This is a genomic window from Amycolatopsis sp. Hca4 (genome assembly GCF_013364075.1).
GTDB lineage: Bacteria > Actinomycetota > Actinomycetes > Mycobacteriales > Pseudonocardiaceae > Amycolatopsis.
In genome coordinates this window covers 10,448,493-10,464,971 of sequence record NZ_CP054925.1, presented here as the reverse complement: position 1 = coordinate 10,464,971, position 16,479 = coordinate 10,448,493, and the positions used below count along the sequence as shown (strand labels likewise).

Below are 16,479 nucleotides of genomic sequence, written 5' to 3'. Positions count from 1 at the left end.
CCTTTCCGCGCTCAGAGGTCGACCGTGACCCGGCCTTCGGCGCCGTGCACGCAGGTGCGCACGATCTCGTTGTGCATCTCGCTGACGACGTTGGTGCGCAGGTCGCGGATCCGCCCTTCCCGGATCGGCAGCACGCACGTGTGGCAGACACCCACCCGGCAGCCGAATGGCATGGCCACGCCCGCGTCCTCGCCGGCGACGAGGATCGGGGTGCCGGGCGGGCAGTCCGCGTCGACGTTGCGGTGGGTGAAGTGCACCGTCCCCCCTGCCCCTTCGGCGCCGTCCCCGCCGACGATGGGCTGGAACCGCTCGTGGTGCAGCCGGACGGCGGTGCCGTGCTCGGTCCAGTGCGCCTGGAGTGCGTCGAGGAGCTCGCCGGGGCCGCAGGCGTAGCTTTCCCGCTCCCGCCAGTCCGGGCACCGGGTGTCCAGCTCGGCCGGGGTGAACCGGCCGTCCCGGCCGGTGATGCGCAACTGGAGCCGGAAGCCCTCGTGCTGCTTCTCGAGCGCGGCCAGTTCGTCGCCGAAGATGACGCCGTCCTCGTCCCGCGCGGAGTGGATGTGCACGACGTCGTGCAGCCCCGGGCCGTCCGCCAGGTGCCGGAGCATGCTCATCACCGGGGTGATGCCGCTGCCCGCCGTGACGAACAGCAGGCCGCGGCCGAGCCGGTCCGGCAGCGTGAACGACCCTTCGACCTCGCCGAGCCGGACCAGCTCACCCGGCCGCGCCTGCTCGACCAGGTACGGCGAGACGACCCCGCCGTCGACCTTCTTGGGCGTGACCGAGATGAGCCCGTCCGCGCGGTCCGGGCTCGAGGTCAGGGAGTACGCCCGCCAGTGGTGGACGCCGTCGATGACCACGCCCAGCCGCACGTACTGACCGGGCCGGTGCCCGACCCAGTCGTAGCCGGGGCGGATCAGCACGGTGGCCGCCCCGCCGCGCTCGGGTTCGACCCGCTCGACCCGCCCGCGCAGCTCCCGGGTCGACCACAGGGGGTTGATCAGTTCCAGGTAGTCGTCCGGCCGCAGCGGGGTGAACAGCCAGCGCAGCGCGCGCAACGCCCGGCGCCGCAGCGGCGACGCCGGAGGGCGCATCCCCGTTTCGGCCATCACGCACCACCCCGGACGCGGCGGGCGGCGCTGCCGGGCCAGTCGAAGGCGAACATGCCAATTGAGTGTACAGGCGTGCACTCAATGCGCAGCGCGAGTGGCCGCGGACCGGCTTCGGCTCGATCGGCGGCCCGGTCCGAGCACCATTTACTGTGGTGCTCCGGGAACGGGCCATGACCTGGTCCACACGCTGCGCGCACGCCCGGGTGCCGAGCGCCCACCTCGAGGGAGCCCCACATGGAAGACAACCTGCTTCGGGAGCGGGACGCCGTACGAAGAGTCGACGACGTCACCGCCGCGCTGGATCGGCTGGCCGACACCTTCGTGGAGGAAGAGGAGCTGCTGACGGCTCTGCAGCGGGTGTGCCGTCAGGTCATCCACGCGGTGCCGGACGCGGAAATCGCGAGTATCACGCTGATGCGCGACGGGGCGCCGTACACGGCGACCGCCACCGACGACAGCGCGCACCGGGTCGACCGGGCACAGTACGAGGCGGGCCGGGGACCCTGCCTGGAGGCCGCCCGGACCGGCGAACTCCAGCAGGTCCGGGTGACCGAGGTGGCACACCGATGGCCGGAGTTCGCCGCGGCCGCGGCCGAGTCCACGGTCGTCGCCTACCTGTCCGCCCCGCTGGTCGTCGACCACCAGTACCACGGCTCGCTCAACCTGTACGACACCGGCGGCAACAGCTTCGGCGCCCTCGACGCGGCCCTGCTCGACCTGTACACCGCCGCGGCCGAAGGCGCGCTGCGCAGCACCCGGCGGCACCAGGTCGCCCGCGAGACCATGGGCCAGCTGCGCACCGCGCTGACGTCCCGCGCGGTGATCGACCAGGCGAAGGGCATCCTCATGGCCCTGCACTGCATCCCGTCCGAGGAGGCTTTCGAGCTGCTGGTCAAGGCGTCGCAGGAGCAGAACCTGAAACTGCGGGAAGTCGCCCAGAACTTCGTGACCACGGCCACGCAGCAGCGGCCATCGACCTCGTAACGGTCGAGGTCACGGACTGACGCCGCAGTCGAACAGCACGCCGGCCGTGGCCGCGTCCGGGCCGATCCGCGCCGGCGGTACCGGGCGGCAGTTCCTCGCCTCCCACCTGACCCGCCGGGTCAGCTCCCCCGCGTCGGCCGCCGTCGCGGTGGTGGCCTGCTTCGCCCCGGCGCGGGCGATGTCGACGAACACCTGCGGCAGCAGCACGAACCGCAGCTTCCCGGCCGCGACCCACTGCGGGAGCTCCGCGGCCGGCGGCGCCGGGTCGAAGCCGAGGTAGCCGCCGAGCGGCGCCACACGTGCGTCGGTGTTCAGCAGGAACGGGTCCGCCCCGTACGTGCCGCCCTCCACCGCCAGGGTGATCTCGGCCGGCGACGCCTGCGCGAACGCGAGCACCTGGCGCTGACCGGCGCCGAGCCGGTACGCGCTGTCGATGAACCGGACGTACCCGGCCGCGGCACCCGCACCGGTGTTGGCGCCGACGATGGTGTGCAGCGCGGCCGTCGACGGTGGCCCGGCAGCCGGGTCGGCGCTCTCCAGCACGCTCTTCGGCCGCACCGCGGTGTCGGCGACGAAGGCCGCCGGCCCGGCCACGACGGCGACCAGGCCGATCACGGCTGCGACGCGGGTAGCCCGCACGAGCGCCGCGACGACGGCGAGCAACGCCAGCGCCGCCACGGTGTACCGCAGCCACGGCAGCCAGTCCGGGGTCCGGTGGAGCAGGACGTAGGCGAGCACCGCCGTCCCCGCCACCGCGGCCGGCAGGACGAACCGGGCCCGGCCGCGGGACCAGCTCGCGGCCGTGACCAGGCCCGCGGCGGCGAGTGCCGCGATGGCCGGGGCCAGCTCGGCGGTGTAGTACGCGTGGAAGATGCCGCCGGTGAACGAGAACACCGCTGCCCCGGCGATCAGCCAGCCACCCCACAGCACCCAGCCCGCCTTCGTCCGCGGCGCGGCTCCGCGCGCGCGGCACGCGGCGACGACCAAGGACACCACCGCGAGCGGCAGCAGCCAGGCGATCTGCCCGCCGACCTCCGCGTCGAACAGCCGCAGCGGGCCGGCGACGCCGCCGAGTGCCGCGCCGGCCGTGGCGCTGTAGCCGCCGCCGATTCCGGTCGTGCCGCCGACCAGCCGCGTCAGGCCGTTGTAGCCGAAGGCCAGCTGCCACACCGACCCGTCCGTGGTGCTGCCGACGAACGGCTTGGCGCCCGGCCACACGGTGACGACGACCGGCCACGACAGCGACACGGCGAGCGTCACCGCGCCGGCCAGCCCGAGCCAGGCCAGCCGCCGGCCGCGTGAGCCGGGCGCCGCGACGAAGAACGCCAACGCCAGACCCGGCAGCACGATCCACGCGGCGAGCATTTTCGTGAGGAAGCCCAGTCCGACGAAGACCCCCGCGCCGACGAGCCACCGGGCGTCGTCGATGGCCCGGGTGACGCAGTACGCGGCGAGCAACAGCAGGAGCAGCAAAAGGGTGTCGGGCAGGTTGTCGCGGTTGATCGCCGCGACGATCGGCGTCAGCGCGAAGAGCGCCGCGGCGAGCAACGCGGTCCGCGCGCCGGCCCAGCGGCGCACCACCCGGTGCAGCACGAGCACCGCGGCCACGCCCTCGACGACCTGGACCAGGGCGATCGCCCACGGGTGGAACCCGAAGACGGCCACGCCGAGCGCCTGCATCCAGAAGGCGAGCGGCGGTTTGTCGACCGTGACGACTCCCGCCGGGTCGAAGCCCGCGAAGAAGAACGCCGTGGCGTCGTGCGACATCGAATGCACGGCCGCCGCGTAGTACGGCTGCAGCGCCCGGCTCCCCAGTGCCCAGCCCCACACCACAGCGGCGACGGCCGAGATCACCCCCACCGCGATCCGCTCGCCCCGCCCGGTCCGCACCTCGGCCATCCCCACCACGTCTCCCCCTCCGGTCACCGCCGGGAACGCTAGGGCGCCACGCCGCCGGAATCTTCAAGCTGCGGATTGAAGGGGCCGTCCACCCGGGGGTTGAGCCGGTCGGCGACCGCACGGACGATGGCCGGCTCCTGCCCGATCAGAAGTCGAGGCCGAAGAGAGCAGCGGCGTTGGCCGAGGAGAACTTGCGCCGGTCCTCGTCGGAGGCGAAGCGCCCGAGGAAGGAGGTGATCTCGTCCCGGGTGGGCTGCTGGAAGGGGTAGTCGGTGGAGAAGAGCAACCGATCCGTGGTGGTCACCGAGAGGACGTGGTGCAGCAGGGCGGGGTTGAACATGCCGGAGCTGGTGATGTGGAAGTTCGACCGGATGTAGTCGGTCACCGGCCGTTGCAGGTGGGCGACGCGGGAGAGGCTGTCGGCCCGGTCCAGCCAGAACAGCAGCAGCTCACCCCAGTGCCCGAGCACGATCTGCAGTTGCGGGTGCCGGTCGAAGGTGCCGCGCAGGATGAGGCGCAGCGCCGCGGTGGCGGTGTCCAGGTGCCACCCCCAGCCGAAGGTGGCCAGGCCGAGGTCGGTCAGGTCGTCGAAACCACGGTAGGAGGCGTCACGCAGCGCGGACGAGGGAATCTGCGGGTGGATGAAGACCGGTTGACCGAGTTCCGCGGCCGCGGCGAAGAAGTCCTCGTAGACCGGATCGTCGAGGAAGCGGTCACCGGATCGGCCGTAGACCATGGTGCCGACGTGGCCCAGGCCGGCGGCCCTGGCGAGTTCGCCGGCCACGTGTTGGGGGCGGACAGGGGCAAGGTCGACAGCGCGCGGAACCGGGCCGGGTTGCCGTCGACGGCCGCGGCGGCGATGTCGTTGGCCGCGCGGCTCAGCCGCACGGCCTGGTCGGCGGGCAGCGGGTGGGTTCCCGGTGGGGTCAGGGCGAGTATCGACACGTCGATGCCCTGCGCGTCCATGGCGGCGATCCGGCCGTCACCGAGATCTTCCAGACGCTGCCCGTGGTCGCCCATCTCGTTGAAGAACAGGCTTTCGTCCGGGTGCGGCACGGCTTTGAGCGCAGTGGTGAGCTCCGGCATGATCCAGTGCTCTTCGATGGCGATGAGAGTCATGGTGAGTCCTTGCGGGGCCGAATACCCGATCAGCTGATAGTTATCATTCGATAGACAACCTATCGACGCCTCCCACCCCACCACAAGTTCGCTGTCAGGTGACAACTATCACTTGACAGCAAAGTTAGCCTGTCCGAGTGGACGAGGGACGCACTGCGCGGCTGTTCGAGCTGGCGGATCTGATCTTGGCGGTGGGCCGCCACATCGAGGCGGCCAAGGAAGCCGAAGGCGAGAGCGGAACCCCCTTGGAAGGCGCCGTGATGCGGTTCGTCGACCGTCACCCGGGCACGACGGCCAGGGCGGCGGCCGAGGCCACGCAGCTGATCTCCAGCAACTTCAGCAGAGCGGTCCGGGGTTTGGAGCAAAAAGGCCTGCTGCGCCGCGAGGTCGATCCCCACGACGCGCGGCGGGTGCGCCTGTACTCCACCGAAAAAGCGCACGAGAACCTGCAGCAGCTACGCCTCATCTGGTCCCGGCTGCTCGACGGGGCCGTGAGCGAAACCGACGACATCGACCCCGTTGTGTCCGCCCTCCGCCACATCGAAACCCACCTGGTCACCCGCTCCGGCGGCAGTGGCACTCGATAGTTCCCGCGGTCGTCCAGGCCGCTCATGAGTCCTTTGTGGATGGATGCCGGCCGACAGCGCTACCGGGATTGATCCGTGGCAGGCACCGGATCATCGTCGCGCGTCGCCCGGTCACGCAGGAGGGCGGCGGCCCGCACCGACCAGTCGTGGTGTTCCTGCTCGAACCGACGGCCGCGCAAGCACGTCAGGTAGGGCCCGATCGGAGATCCGTCGCGCAGGTAGGTCTCCTCGTCGAGATCACCGCGGTACCGCCGCAGGATCTTGTCGAGGATCTCCACCTTGGCCGCGGCCGCCGCGGCTCGTTGCTCCAGTTGCGCGATCACCGGTGCCGCGTCGATGTGGTCGACGGCTTGGACCTTGACCAGCAGGTCGTCGCGGATGAACGACGGCTTGCTCGCGGTGGCGGCGAAGTGCGCCAGTTCGGCGAGGCCGGCGTCGGTGACCGTGAACAGCCGTTTGTTGGGACGGGCCTGCTGGACCACCTCCCGGCCGCTGATCAACCCGTCGTTCTCGAGCTTGGACAGCTCCAGGTAGAGCTGCTGCGGCCGGGCGTACCAGAAGTTGGCGACACCCACGTCGAACGCCTTGGCCAGCTCGTAGCCGCTGTACTCGCCGGACAGCAACGCCGCGAGCACCGCATGCCGCAGACTCACCGGCGCATCTCCTCGTCGTCGACACCGGGGCAAGCCCATCATAGGCCTGGTTATGATTAGTCAACATTATGACTAGGAGGAGGCTGCGGTGAGGACCGAGGAGCCCGTTCGGAGCGGCAAGTACCTGCGCTACGTCGCATTGGGTGACAGCCAAACCGAAGGCGTCGGCGACGGTGACGACATCGTGGGCCTCCGGGGCTGGGCCGACCGGCTCGCCGAACACCTCGCCATCGCCAATCCCGACCTCCGGTACGCCAACCTCGCCGTCCGCGGCCGCCGCGCGGGCGAAGTCCGGGCCGAGCAACTCGGGCCGGCTCTCGCCCTGCGTCCCGACCTGGCCACCGTCGTCGCCGGGGTCAACGACCTGCTCCGGCTCCGGGTCGAACCCGCCACGGTGGCCGATCACCTGGAAGCGATGTTCGCCGCGCTCACCGAGTCCGGAGCCCGCGTCGCGACCCTGACCTTTCCCGACCTCACCAGGATCATCCCGCTCGCCCGGCCGGTCCGCTCCCGCATCCTCGACATCAACGACCGGATCCGCGCCGCCGCCGCCCGGCACGGAGTCGCCGTCGCGGAGATCGCCCGGCACCCCTCCGTCGCCGACCGCCGGTTCTGGAGCGAGGACCGGCTGCACTGCAGCCCCCTCGGGCACCAACTGATCGCCGACGCGGTCGCGCACGCCCTGCAACTGCCGGGCAGCAACGATTCCTGGAACGAACCGGCACCACCGTTGCCCGCCCCACCGTCGACGCAGTGGCGCGCCACCGCGGAACTGCGCTGGGCGGCCACCTTCCTCGGCCCCTGGCTCGGCAGGCGCCTGCGCGGCCAGTCCTCCGGAGACCAGCGCACGGCCAAACACCCCCAGCTCCACCGCATCGAGCCGCCGCCGGACCGGACGAGCGCGCCGGCGACCTGAGCGCCCGGCGTATCGTCGGAAAGCGTGGAGAAGCGCGTCGCGGAGGAGTTGATCGAGGGGGCCCGCGCCGAGACCGAGCGGCTGGTCACGGCGTTGGCTCGGCAACGCGACGACATCGTGGCGGCGTCCCAGTTCGACAGCGGCGACGACGAACACGACCCCGAAGGCGCGACCATCGCCTTCGAGCGGGCACAGGTCCAGGCCTTGCTGCGGCAGGCGCAGGACGACCTCGCGGCGCTCGGGAAGGCCGCCGACCGGGTGGACGCCGGTGTCTACGAAGTCTGTGAACGCTGTGGCGGCCCGATCGCGGAGGACCGGCTGCTCGCCCTGCCGGCCACGCGGATCTGCATCACCTGCGCGAACCGGAGATGACGACGCGGGTGTCCGAATCGGACGGCAGCTCGACGTCCCGGGCGATCGCGCTCACCTCTCCGGCTGCGCCAGGAGCGCCTTCGCGACGTCGTCGGCGTGCGTGATGATCGCCTCGTGCGTTCCCGGCACGAGAACCGGCTCGACGCCGAGCCGGGCGGCCAGCTCCGCGCCGGGCCGGGCGAGCGCCTGGTCGCGCTCGGCGAGGAGGTACGTCATCGGCACGTCGAGGCCGGCCAAGCCGACCTCGCCGAGGGCGTCGAGCATGTAGCCGCCCGGCTGCGGCACCAGCAGTTCGTGGACCAGCCGCTGCACCTGCTCGGGCTCGTCCTGCATGAGCGACTCACGGAACGCGGCGAAGTCCAGCTCGAAGGCGAAGTTCGCCGACGCCTCGATCGTGGCGCGGAGGTAGGCACCGACCTCGGGCCCCATGGCGTCGGCCATCGACTCGCCCGCCCGCGGCACGAACGCGCTGACCATCGCGACGGCGCCCAGCCGCTCCCCCAGCCTCCGGGCGGCACCGGCGATCGGGATGCCGCCCCAGCTGTGGCCCACCAGCACGACGTCGGTCAGGTCCCGCCGCTCGACCTCGGCGACCAGGTACGCCACGGCGTCCGCCAACCGCACCTCGCGCGGGTCGTCCCCCGCCGACATGCCGGGCATCGTCAGTGCGACGGCCCGGTGGCCCGCGCCGGCGATCCGCCGCGCCACCGGGTGCCAGGCCCACCCGCCGTGCCACGCGCCCGGTACGAAGACGTAGTCCACCGATCCCCCTCTGACTGAAGTAGCCATCCACTCACTGGAGTCACACTCCAGCGAGTCGAGAGCTACGCTACCACGGTGCCCACCAAGAACACCGGCGGCAGGCGAGCCGAATACGCCGCCGCGACCCGGCAGGCCATCCACGACGCCGCCCGGGAACTGTTCGTCGCCAAGGGATACTTCGCGACGACGGTCGACGACATCGCCGCGGCCGCCCGGGTCGCCCCCGCCTCGGTGTACGCCGTCGTCGGGGGGAAGCAGGGCCTGCTCACCGCGATCATCGAAGCCAGGACCACCGCGCTGGACGTCGAAGAGACCTACGCCCGCATCTCGTCCTTCGAGGACGCCGACGAGCTGCTCCGTTTCATCACCCACGCCACCCGCGTCCGGTTCGAGAACGCCCGGGACCTCATGCGCGTGATCACCGACACCGCACCCCACGACCCGGCTGCGGCCCGGGCCCTGCGTGCCGCCCACGCCAGCCTTCGCACCGGCCTGGACCTCACCGCGCGACGCCTGGCCGACCTGGCTGCCCTTCGCGACGACGTCGACGCCGAAGCGGCCACCGATACGCTGTGGTTCCACCTCAGCAACGCGGCGTACTTCATGCTCACCGACGACAACAACTGGTCCCTCGACAAGGCCGAGGGCTGGCTGCTCGCATCCCTGCGAACGGCGCTCCTCCGGCCGGCAGGCTGACCGCTCACGCCCGCAACGGACCTCGCCCAAGCTCTAAAAACCGGACCGGCCGGCCCGATCCAAGCTCACGGGACCGGTGGCCGCGGCCAGCCGCAGCTTGGTCTCGGCGGCACTGCCGGGAGCGGCGGTCATGATCACGATCTTGAGCTCGGTGTCCCCGTCTCCCAGCACGTCGCAGTTCACCTCGATCGGGCCCACCGAAGGGTGGTCGATCGTCTTCTCGTCCTCGCGGTGAGCGGCCACCGCGCCGGTGGCCCACAGCTGCGCGAACCGCCTGTTGCCCGCGGTCAGCTCGCGGATCAGCCCGGCGAGGCGGGCATCGTGCGGGAACCGTCCGGTGGCGCGGCGCAGGTCGGCGACGACGGCGAGGTCCGTGGTCCCGGCGTCGAGTTCGGTCACCGGCCACCGGGCCAGGCGAGCGGGGCCCGCGTCCAGCGGGAAGCGGTCGCGGGCGAAGTTGCGCAGGCGGGGTTCCGACGACGAGGGATCGCCCAGCAGCGCGGCCCAGCTGCGGTTCCACCAGACCAGCTGCCAGTCGGCCGCGAACACCGCGACCGCGACGTCGCCGAGCCGGGAGAGCACCCGGTGGACGCCGGGCGGGATGTGGTCGGAGACCGTGCCGTCCGCAGGCGGGGTGAGCCCGGCGAGCCGGTACAGGTGATCCCGTTCGGAGGCCGAGAGTTGCAGGGCCCGCGCGAGGGAGGCGACCACCTGCACCGAGGGCGTGGTGGCCCGGCCCTGCTCCAGGCGCACGACGTAGTCGACCGACAGGCCGGCGAGGTCGGCGAGCTCCTCGCGGCGCAGCCCGGCCGTGCGGCGGTTGCGGCTCACCGGCAACGCCGCGGCCGACGGCGGCAGGCGATCCCGCCAGGTGCGGATCATCGCGCCCAGCCCGGTCCCGGGTGTCGTGGTCACGACCCCATCTTGCCCCGCCACGGACGCCGGGCCCGGCCACGACGGTGGTACTGCTGTTCCTACCGTCGGGGCATCCCTGGCCGGCCGCGCTCGGCGGGCCGAGGATCGACGGCATGACGATCACCTTCATCACCGGAGCGAACAAGGGTCTCGGCCGCGAGACCGCCCGCCGTCTCGTCGAAGCCGGCCACACCGTGCTGCTCGGAGCCCGCGACCCGGAGGCCGGGGCGAGGGCCGCCGCCGCGGTCGGCGCGCGATTCGTGTCCATCGACGTGACCGACGACGCGTCCGTCGCCGCCGCGGCGGCCGACGTCGCCGAGCACGAGGGCGCGATCGACGTGCTGATCAACAACGCGGGCATCCACGGCCCGGCCGGCGATCCCTCCGGCCTGACCGGCGCCGAAGCGCTCGGTGTCTTCGACGTCAACGTCGCCGGAGTCGTCCGGACGACCACCGCGTTCCTGCCGCTCCTGCGCCGGTCGGCGGATCCCGTCATCATCAACGTCAGCAGCGGCATGGGGTCGCTCGCCCTGACCCACGACCCGTCGCGGGCCGAGTCCAAGGTCGTCGCGCCGCTCTACACCGCCTCGAAGGCGGCGCTGACGATGCTGACCACGCAGTACGCGAAAGCGTTTCCCGGCATCCGCGTCAACGCCGCCGACCCCGGCTACACGGCGACCGACCTCAACGGCCACAGCGGCCCGCAGACCGTCACCGAGGGCACCGACGCCATCGTCGGACTGGCCACCGAGCGGCCCGGCGCCGGCTCGGGGCGGTTCGTCGACCGGACGGGCGAGGTCGCCTGGTCCTGAGGGCGGATCGCGGCGGTCGTCCACAGGCGGGGCGCAGGCCCCCAGAGCGTGTCGCCTGACTATTCGATCTCCCGGGCCGAGGATGGGCAAATGGTGCGCGCTGAGGTGTTCTGCGAGGAGTTGCGGGCGTTCATCGAGCCGGGGTGGCCCAGTTCCGGTGTGTGGGCGGGTCACTGACGTGGCACGGCCGACAGCTCGGGTGCTGACGTTGCTCGAGCTACTGCAGTCCGGTGGCACCCGGACCTCGGCCGAGCTGGCCGAGCGGTTGAACGTGGACGGACGCACGGTGCGCCGGTACGTGGAGCACCTGCGTGATCTCGGCATCCCGGTGGATTCCGTGCGTGGCCGGCACGGCGGTTACCGGCTGGCGCGCCACTACCGGATGCCCCCGTTGATGCTCACCGACGAGGAAGCGCTGGCGGTCGTCTGGGGGCTTCTCCAGACGGGCCGGTCGAGGTCCGGGCCGGCCTCGATCGGTGACGTGGAGGCCGCCACCTCGAAGGTGCGCCGGGTGCTGCCGCCCGCCCTGGCCCGGCAGATCGACGCGGTGGTCGAAACCGTGAACTTCACGGGCGGCCGGATCGGCGAGGCCGAGCGCACCGAGGGCGGCGAGGAGGCCGGCGCGAGAGTGCTTCTCGGACTGGCGCAGGCGGCGCGGGACCGGCGTCCGATTGCCTTCGACTACCTGCCGCGGCACGGACGTGCCCGGTCACGCACCGTCCACCCGCACGGCATCGTTGCCGTGCAGGGGCTGCTCTACCTCACCGGCCACGACGTCGACCGCCAGGCGGAGCGGACGTTCCGCCTCGACCGCATCGCCGGCCTGCGCCTGCTGGACGGCACCTTCGAGGTGCCGGACGACCTGAACCCGGTCCAGCGGGTGCTGGGCCCGCTCGCCGCGGGGCCCGGGCGGCATGAGGTGTCCGTGCTCGTCGACGCCGACGCCACGCAGGTGCGGGGGTTGTTCCCGGAGACGCTGGCGTCGGTCGAACCGGTGGCCGGCGTCTCCGGGAACGGTCAGTGGCTGAGGATTTTCGTCCGTGCGGAACGACTGGAATGGGTCGCGAGCAGGTTGGCCGCTCTCGATCGGCCGTTCGTCATCGAGCAGCCCGAAGCTCTGCACGGCGTCGTTGCCGCGCTGGGACGGAAGCTGATCGTCGCTGCCGGCGACAACTCAGCGTAGGACCGGTGGCATCTGGGGTGTGCGGTTCTGCTGCAGTTGCCGCGCCTGCGGCGTGACCGGTGTGTAGAGGTTGACGAGTGCGCCTTCGGGGTCGCGGATCAGGACGGACAGGTTGCCCCAGGGCATCAACGTCGGCTCCTGCACGATGTCGAGGTCGTCGCCGAGTTCGGCCTTCAAGTGGGCGAACAGGGCTTTGACGTCCTCCACGACGAACTCGACGATGGCGGTGCGGTTGGCGGCCGCCCGCGGTGGGTTGTCCGTGATGAAAGCGACCCGCTCCGGCGTGCTGAGCGCGAAGGTCGCGGACGGTGTCACCAGCTCGACGAAGTCGTCGGTCAGGTACTGCGGGGTGGCGCCGGTGAGGACCGCGTAGAAGCGGACGAGCCGCGGCAGGTCGTCGGTGATCACGCGGACGGAGGCCAGCTGGACGGTGTTCGGTGTCATGATCGCGACGCTATCCCCGATACCGGACACAACCTGTCCGGATTGGGCCACCGCGACCAATGGGCGCTGCCCTCGCTCGGCGCTTCGGCCGTACCGCTGTTTTCCGCCGGACCGCCCGGGCCTGTCGAGATTGCCAGCAGGGGGCCGGATTCCTAGGATCTCGGCACCACGAGCCGGAGTGCTCGATCATCTGGGAGTTCGGAGGTTCACCGATGGCGCGTGCCGGCCGGCGAAGAGCCAGCAGCGGGCTCGACCGCCGAGGAGGTGCTGCGGAAGGCCGGGGCTGGGGGCGTCCGATCGGGACAGGCGAGTTTCCGCGGCTCCCCGGGGAGCCGCGGAAAGCGGACGCCGCCCAGGAGGAGCGCCGCGCGCGGCTGGAACGGCAGGCCTGGGAAGCGGCAGGCGCGCAGCTGCGTGCGGGCACGCGGATCCGCTGGGCGGTCGTGGTCGCAGGCGCGGCCGTGGTGGTGGCCGGCATCGCCGTGCTGACGACGATGTCCCGCCCGGCGCAGCCGCCGCGCGAGGCGGCGTTGTGGTCGGTGCCGCTCGAGCCGGCCGTCCCGCTGCCGTCGAGCAGCATCCCGGCTCCGTCCGCCGCGCCCGCGACTTCGGCCACGATGGCCGCCACGACCTCGGCCACGCCGACACCGCCGCCGACCCGCCGGAGCGTCACCCCGCCGCCACCGCCGGCCGCCCCGGCCGCCCCTGCCCCGCACTGCCCGACCGCCGAAACGGCGAAGCTCAACGACGACGCGAACGGCATCGTCTACAACGGACCGTGGTACGCCGCCGGCCGGCGCGGCCTCGGCGACTTCCACGACGACGTCCACGCCACGAGGGCGGACGGCAGCTGGGTCAGCCACACCTTCACCGGGATCGGCATCGCGCTGGTCAGCGAGACCTACTCCGACGAGGGCCGGATGGACATCTACCTCGACGAAGTCTTCCAGCGCACCGTCGACACCACGAGCCAGGTCCGGCACGCCCAGCAGAGCGTGTTCAGCGCCTGCGGCCTGTCCCCGGGCCGCCACACCATCCGGGCCGTCAAGCGCAGCGGCACCTACATGCTGCTGGACCGCTTCGACGTCACACCGTGAGCCGGTCGCGCAGGGACAAGGACCGCGCGCGCAAAGGCAAGCCGGGAACAGCCCGGGAATCTCATACTTCCGGTCCAAGCCGACCGAAGACGGTCCCGTCGACCGAGGAGCAGCCATGAGCGGATCGGGTCCCGGGCAGGACAGCACCTCGCTCGCCAAGAACGTCCTGGGCGTGCCCGGCATCGTGTTCCTGGTGCTGGCCGCGGTGGCGCCGCTGACCGGGATGGTCGTGGTCGCGGCCATCGGCATCGCCGTCGGCAACGGCGGCGGCATGGTCGCCGCGTTCCTCCTCGCCACGGTCGTGCTGCTGCTGTTCGCCGTCGGCTACGCCCAGATGTCGAAGGTCCTGACCAGCGCGGGCGGCTTCTACGCCTTCGTCGTCAAGGGCCTGGGCAGGACCATGGGCCTGGTCGCCGGGTTCGTCGCGATGCTCGGCTACAACTGCTTCGTCGCCGGCGCCATCGGCACCAGCGGGTTCTTCACCGGCGCCGTCCTCGAGGACGTCTTCGGGCTGGACCTCGACTGGATCGTCTGGAGCGCGGTCTCGGTCGTGCTGGTCTTCCTGCTCAGCCGGCGCGGCATCGACGTCAGCGCGAAGGTCCTCGGCGTCTCCCTGGTCCTCGAGGTGTCCATCCTGCTGATCATGGACTTCGGCGTGCTGTTCCGGCACGGCTTCTCCTTCGACGTCTTCGATCCGTCCGTCATGCTCCAGGGCGCGAGCGGGCTGGCGTTGCTGTTCGCCGCGAACGCCTTCATCGGCTTCGAAGCGACCGCCCTGTTCGGCGAAGAAGCGAAGAACCCCAAGCGGACGATCCCGCGGGCGACCTACATCGCCATCGGCTTCATCGGGGTCTTCGCCGCCTTCACCACCTGGGCCGTGGTCACCGCGATCGGCGTCGCGCAGGCCCAGGACGTCGCCACCGCGCACCTGTCCACCGGAGACCTCGTGTTCTCGGTGTCGCAGGACTACCTCGGCGACGCGCTGACCAAGGTGATGATGCTGCTGCTCGTGGTCAGCCTGTTCGCGGCCCTGCTGGCCCTGCACAACTCGGCGACCCGCTACCTCTACGCCCTGGGCCGCGTCGGCGTCCTGCCCCGGCTGCTGGGCCGCACCCGCGCCCGCAACGGCGCGCCCCAGCACGCCGCCCTCGCCCAGCTGGCCTTCGGCTCGGTGGTGGCACTGCTGTTCCGGCTCGCCGGACTCGACCCGGTCGCCGACCTGACGGCCAGCATGACCGGCTTCGGCACGCTCGGCATCCTCGCCCTGCAGCTGCTCGCGGCGCTGGCGATCCTGGTCCACTTCCGCCGCACCCGCGACCCCCGGCTCACCCGGACGCTGCTCGCGCCCGGCCTGGGTGCGGTGGGCCTCGGGCTGATCGTGACCCTGGCGATCATCAACTTCCCGACCCTGGCCGGCTCCAGCAACGGCCTCGTCCCCCAGCTGCCCTGGCTGCTGCTGATCGTCGCTCTGGCCGGGCTGCTGGCCGCTGTCTGGCTGCGCAAGCGCCGCCCGGCCGTGTACCAGGCCTTGGACACCGACCTCGAACGCGAGCCGGCCGCCACCCTCAGCAGGGTAGAAGAAACGTCGTGACCGAGCTTCCGACACCGCGAACCGGCTCATCGGAGGGTCGGGGGTCTCGTCCTCCGACCGGGCGACAACGACTGCCCGGCGGTCAGGAGCCGGTGGGGCTCTGGTCGTCGCGGCGGGTGCTGCCGGCTTGGCGGGCGGCCCATTCCTGCCCCCAGGCGGCCAGGCGGCGGCGGTTCAGCACGTGCACGGCGCCGCGGTAGGCGAACACGAACAACGACACCGCCGCCGCCCAGAGGGTTGCCGCGCCCAGCGGGGCGCCGAGGACCGCTGCCGTCATCGTCAACGGGCGCTCCGCCGGTGCGCCCGTTTCGTCCACCCAGATCTCGACCGCGTGGCCCGCGACCGTGCCCGCCGGCGCTGCCACCTCGCCCACTCGCTGCTGTCCGTCGCGCGTGCGCCACGTCGCCTGCGTCGGAGCGGAGTCGAAGGGCGTTCCGCCGCGTCCCCCGGAGACCGGCTCGGGACCGTCGGCCAGCAGGACCGCCGTCACCGTGTAGCGCGTGGCCGTCTGCGCACGGGATTCGGCCGCCGTGGCCGAGTATTCGCCGATGCCGAGCAGCACCGCTCCCCCGCTGCCGCCAGCGACAGGAGGATGACCAGCGCCAGGAGCCGGGCCTGCAGCCGGTCCGACGGGCGGACCAGCGGGCCGCGGCCCGGCAGGAGACTGCGCCGGAGCCGGGTCAACCGCATCCTGGTGTCCATCGCTCCTGCCCTCCGGTTTTCTCGGGAACGTGTACCGGTCCGGTTCGGGTGACTTCGGGCCCTGGCCGCGACAGCGCTCTCCGTCTCCCCGCTGGAGATCCCGGCCCTGCGACACTCGGCCGCGCACCTGCACACCGCCGTGGCGGCATGACCGGCATCAACGTGGTCGCCGCAGACCGGCGCGTACCAGGGTGGTGACCTGGGCCGGCAACCCGATCACCGAGCCGGCCAGGCCGACGACCAGCACGATCCTCGCCGTCAGCGCCCAGTCGAAACTGCTGACGGCGAAGTCGAAGGGGAAGACCTGCCACAGCCGCACCAGGGCGGCCAGTCCTGCGCACGTCGTCACCACGCCGTCGAGGGCGACGAGCCACTCGGGGTCCTGCCACAGCTGGACCAGGCCGGTGACCAGACCCGCGACCAGCGCGAGGTCGACCAGGCCGAGCACCGCCGGGAACGCCGGGGTCAGAAACGGCAGCACGTCCCAGCCGGGCCAGGCGTTGACCAGGACCAGCAGGATGCCGTTGAGCACGACCCCGACGAGGTAACCGGCCCGCCGGGTCCGGACGGATGGTCGGCGCTTCCGCACACTGGTCGTCATCGTGGTCTCCGTTCCTCCACCACGATCGTCGGCC

General features: G+C 71.9%; 18 protein-coding genes. 9 read left to right on the top strand and 9 right to left on the bottom strand.

Annotation, left to right across the window (positions count from 1 at the left end):
- Nucleotides 1-11: 11 nt before the first annotated feature.
- Nucleotides 12-1,109 carry a ferredoxin reductase gene (locus HUT10_RS47445; RefSeq protein ID WP_176177204.1) on the bottom strand — a complete coding sequence of 366 codons (1,098 nt, stop codon included), beginning with the start codon at nt 1,107-1,109 and terminating at the stop codon, nt 12-14.
- Nucleotides 1,110-1,346: 237 nt separating this feature from the next.
- Between HUT10_RS47445 and HUT10_RS47440 the strand changes: the two genes are divergently transcribed.
- A complete protein-coding gene (locus tag HUT10_RS47440) occupies nt 1,347-2,096 on the top strand; it encodes a GAF and ANTAR domain-containing protein (RefSeq protein ID WP_176177203.1) in 750 nt (249 codons plus the stop codon).
- Between the two features lie 9 nt (nt 2,097-2,105).
- On the opposite strand, the gene HUT10_RS47435 is transcribed toward HUT10_RS47440, so the two are convergent.
- Nucleotides 2,106-4,022 carry a glycosyltransferase family 39 protein gene (locus HUT10_RS47435; protein ID WP_176177202.1) on the bottom strand — a complete coding sequence of 639 codons (1,917 nt, stop codon included), beginning with the start codon at nt 4,020-4,022 and terminating at the stop codon, nt 2,106-2,108.
- Between the two features lie 118 nt (nt 4,023-4,140).
- Entirely contained in the window at nt 4,141-4,779 is a 639-nt protein-coding gene (locus HUT10_RS47430) for an amidohydrolase family protein (protein WP_254897358.1), read from the bottom strand.
- A 472-nt stretch (nt 4,780-5,251) separates the two neighbouring features.
- Here HUT10_RS47430 and HUT10_RS47425 point away from each other — a divergent pair, with 472 nt between their 5' ends.
- The gene (locus HUT10_RS47425) at nt 5,252-5,701 is read left to right on the top strand and encodes a MarR family winged helix-turn-helix transcriptional regulator (RefSeq protein ID WP_176177201.1); all 450 of its coding nucleotides are present in this window, start codon (nt 5,252-5,254) and stop codon (nt 5,699-5,701) included.
- Nucleotides 5,702-5,760: 59 nt separating this feature from the next.
- On the opposite strand, the gene HUT10_RS47420 is transcribed toward HUT10_RS47425, so the two are convergent.
- Nucleotides 5,761-6,354 carry a PadR family transcriptional regulator gene (locus HUT10_RS47420; protein ID WP_176177200.1) on the bottom strand — a complete coding sequence of 198 codons (594 nt, stop codon included), beginning with the start codon at nt 6,352-6,354 and terminating at the stop codon, nt 5,761-5,763.
- 88 nt (nt 6,355-6,442) lie between these two features.
- Between HUT10_RS47420 and HUT10_RS47415 the strand changes: the two genes are divergently transcribed.
- The gene (locus HUT10_RS47415; protein WP_176177199.1) at nt 6,443-7,270 is read left to right on the top strand and encodes an SGNH/GDSL hydrolase family protein; all 828 of its coding nucleotides are present in this window, start codon (nt 6,443-6,445) and stop codon (nt 7,268-7,270) included.
- A gap of 24 nt (nt 7,271-7,294) precedes the next feature.
- Nucleotides 7,295-7,642: a TraR/DksA C4-type zinc finger protein gene (locus tag HUT10_RS47410; protein WP_176177198.1), complete on the top strand. Its 348-nt coding sequence runs from the start codon at nt 7,295-7,297 to the stop codon at nt 7,640-7,642.
- A gap of 51 nt (nt 7,643-7,693) precedes the next feature.
- On the opposite strand, the gene HUT10_RS47405 is transcribed toward HUT10_RS47410, so the two are convergent.
- Nucleotides 7,694-8,404 (bottom strand): alpha/beta fold hydrolase, encoded by a 711-nt coding sequence (locus HUT10_RS47405; protein WP_176177197.1) that lies wholly within the window; start codon nt 8,402-8,404, stop codon nt 7,694-7,696.
- A gap of 75 nt (nt 8,405-8,479) precedes the next feature.
- Between HUT10_RS47405 and HUT10_RS47400 the strand changes: the two genes are divergently transcribed.
- Nucleotides 8,480-9,100 (top strand): TetR/AcrR family transcriptional regulator, encoded by a 621-nt coding sequence (locus HUT10_RS47400; RefSeq protein WP_176177196.1) that lies wholly within the window; start codon nt 8,480-8,482, stop codon nt 9,098-9,100.
- A gap of 33 nt (nt 9,101-9,133) precedes the next feature.
- On the opposite strand, the gene HUT10_RS47395 is transcribed toward HUT10_RS47400, so the two are convergent.
- Nucleotides 9,134-10,015 carry a helix-turn-helix transcriptional regulator gene (locus tag HUT10_RS47395; RefSeq protein ID WP_254897357.1) on the bottom strand — a complete coding sequence of 294 codons (882 nt, stop codon included), beginning with the start codon at nt 10,013-10,015 and terminating at the stop codon, nt 9,134-9,136.
- A 113-nt stretch (nt 10,016-10,128) separates the two neighbouring features.
- On the opposite strand from HUT10_RS47395, the gene HUT10_RS47390 reads away from it, so the two are divergent.
- Both HUT10_RS47390 and HUT10_RS47385 read left to right on the top strand, forming a co-directional pair.
- Complete coding sequence (locus tag HUT10_RS47390) at nt 10,129-10,827, top strand: SDR family NAD(P)-dependent oxidoreductase (RefSeq protein ID WP_176177195.1); 699 nt, start codon at nt 10,129-10,131, stop codon at nt 10,825-10,827.
- A 157-nt stretch (nt 10,828-10,984) separates the two neighbouring features.
- Nucleotides 10,985-12,010: a helix-turn-helix transcriptional regulator gene (locus tag HUT10_RS47385; RefSeq protein ID WP_368660815.1), complete on the top strand. Its 1,026-nt coding sequence runs from the start codon at nt 10,985-10,987 to the stop codon at nt 12,008-12,010.
- Here the strand turns inward: HUT10_RS47385 and HUT10_RS47380 are convergent.
- Complete coding sequence (locus tag HUT10_RS47380) at nt 12,002-12,454, bottom strand: VOC family protein (RefSeq protein WP_176177193.1); 453 nt, start codon at nt 12,452-12,454, stop codon at nt 12,002-12,004. The two genes, HUT10_RS47385 and HUT10_RS47380, sit on opposite strands and share 9 nt — an antisense overlap.
- A 212-nt stretch (nt 12,455-12,666) precedes the next feature.
- On the opposite strand from HUT10_RS47380, the gene HUT10_RS47375 reads away from it, so the two are divergent.
- Nucleotides 12,667-13,551 carry a hypothetical protein gene (locus tag HUT10_RS47375; protein ID WP_176177192.1) on the top strand — a complete coding sequence of 295 codons (885 nt, stop codon included), beginning with the start codon at nt 12,667-12,669 and terminating at the stop codon, nt 13,549-13,551.
- Nucleotides 13,552-13,666: 115 nt separating this feature from the next.
- A complete protein-coding gene (locus tag HUT10_RS47370; RefSeq protein ID WP_176177191.1) occupies nt 13,667-15,142 on the top strand; it encodes an APC family permease in 1,476 nt (491 codons plus the stop codon).
- 82 nt (nt 15,143-15,224) lie between these two features.
- Here the strand turns inward: HUT10_RS47370 and HUT10_RS47365 are convergent, their stop codons facing one another.
- Together HUT10_RS47365 and HUT10_RS47360 are read right to left on the bottom strand one after the other, a co-directional pair.
- Complete coding sequence (locus tag HUT10_RS47365) at nt 15,225-15,704, bottom strand: hypothetical protein (RefSeq protein ID WP_176177190.1); 480 nt, start codon at nt 15,702-15,704, stop codon at nt 15,225-15,227.
- Nucleotides 15,705-16,001: 297 nt separating this feature from the next.
- The gene (locus tag HUT10_RS47360) at nt 16,002-16,445 is read right to left on the bottom strand and encodes a hypothetical protein (protein WP_176177189.1); all 444 of its coding nucleotides are present in this window, start codon (nt 16,443-16,445) and stop codon (nt 16,002-16,004) included.
- Nucleotides 16,446-16,479 lie beyond the last annotated feature (34 nt).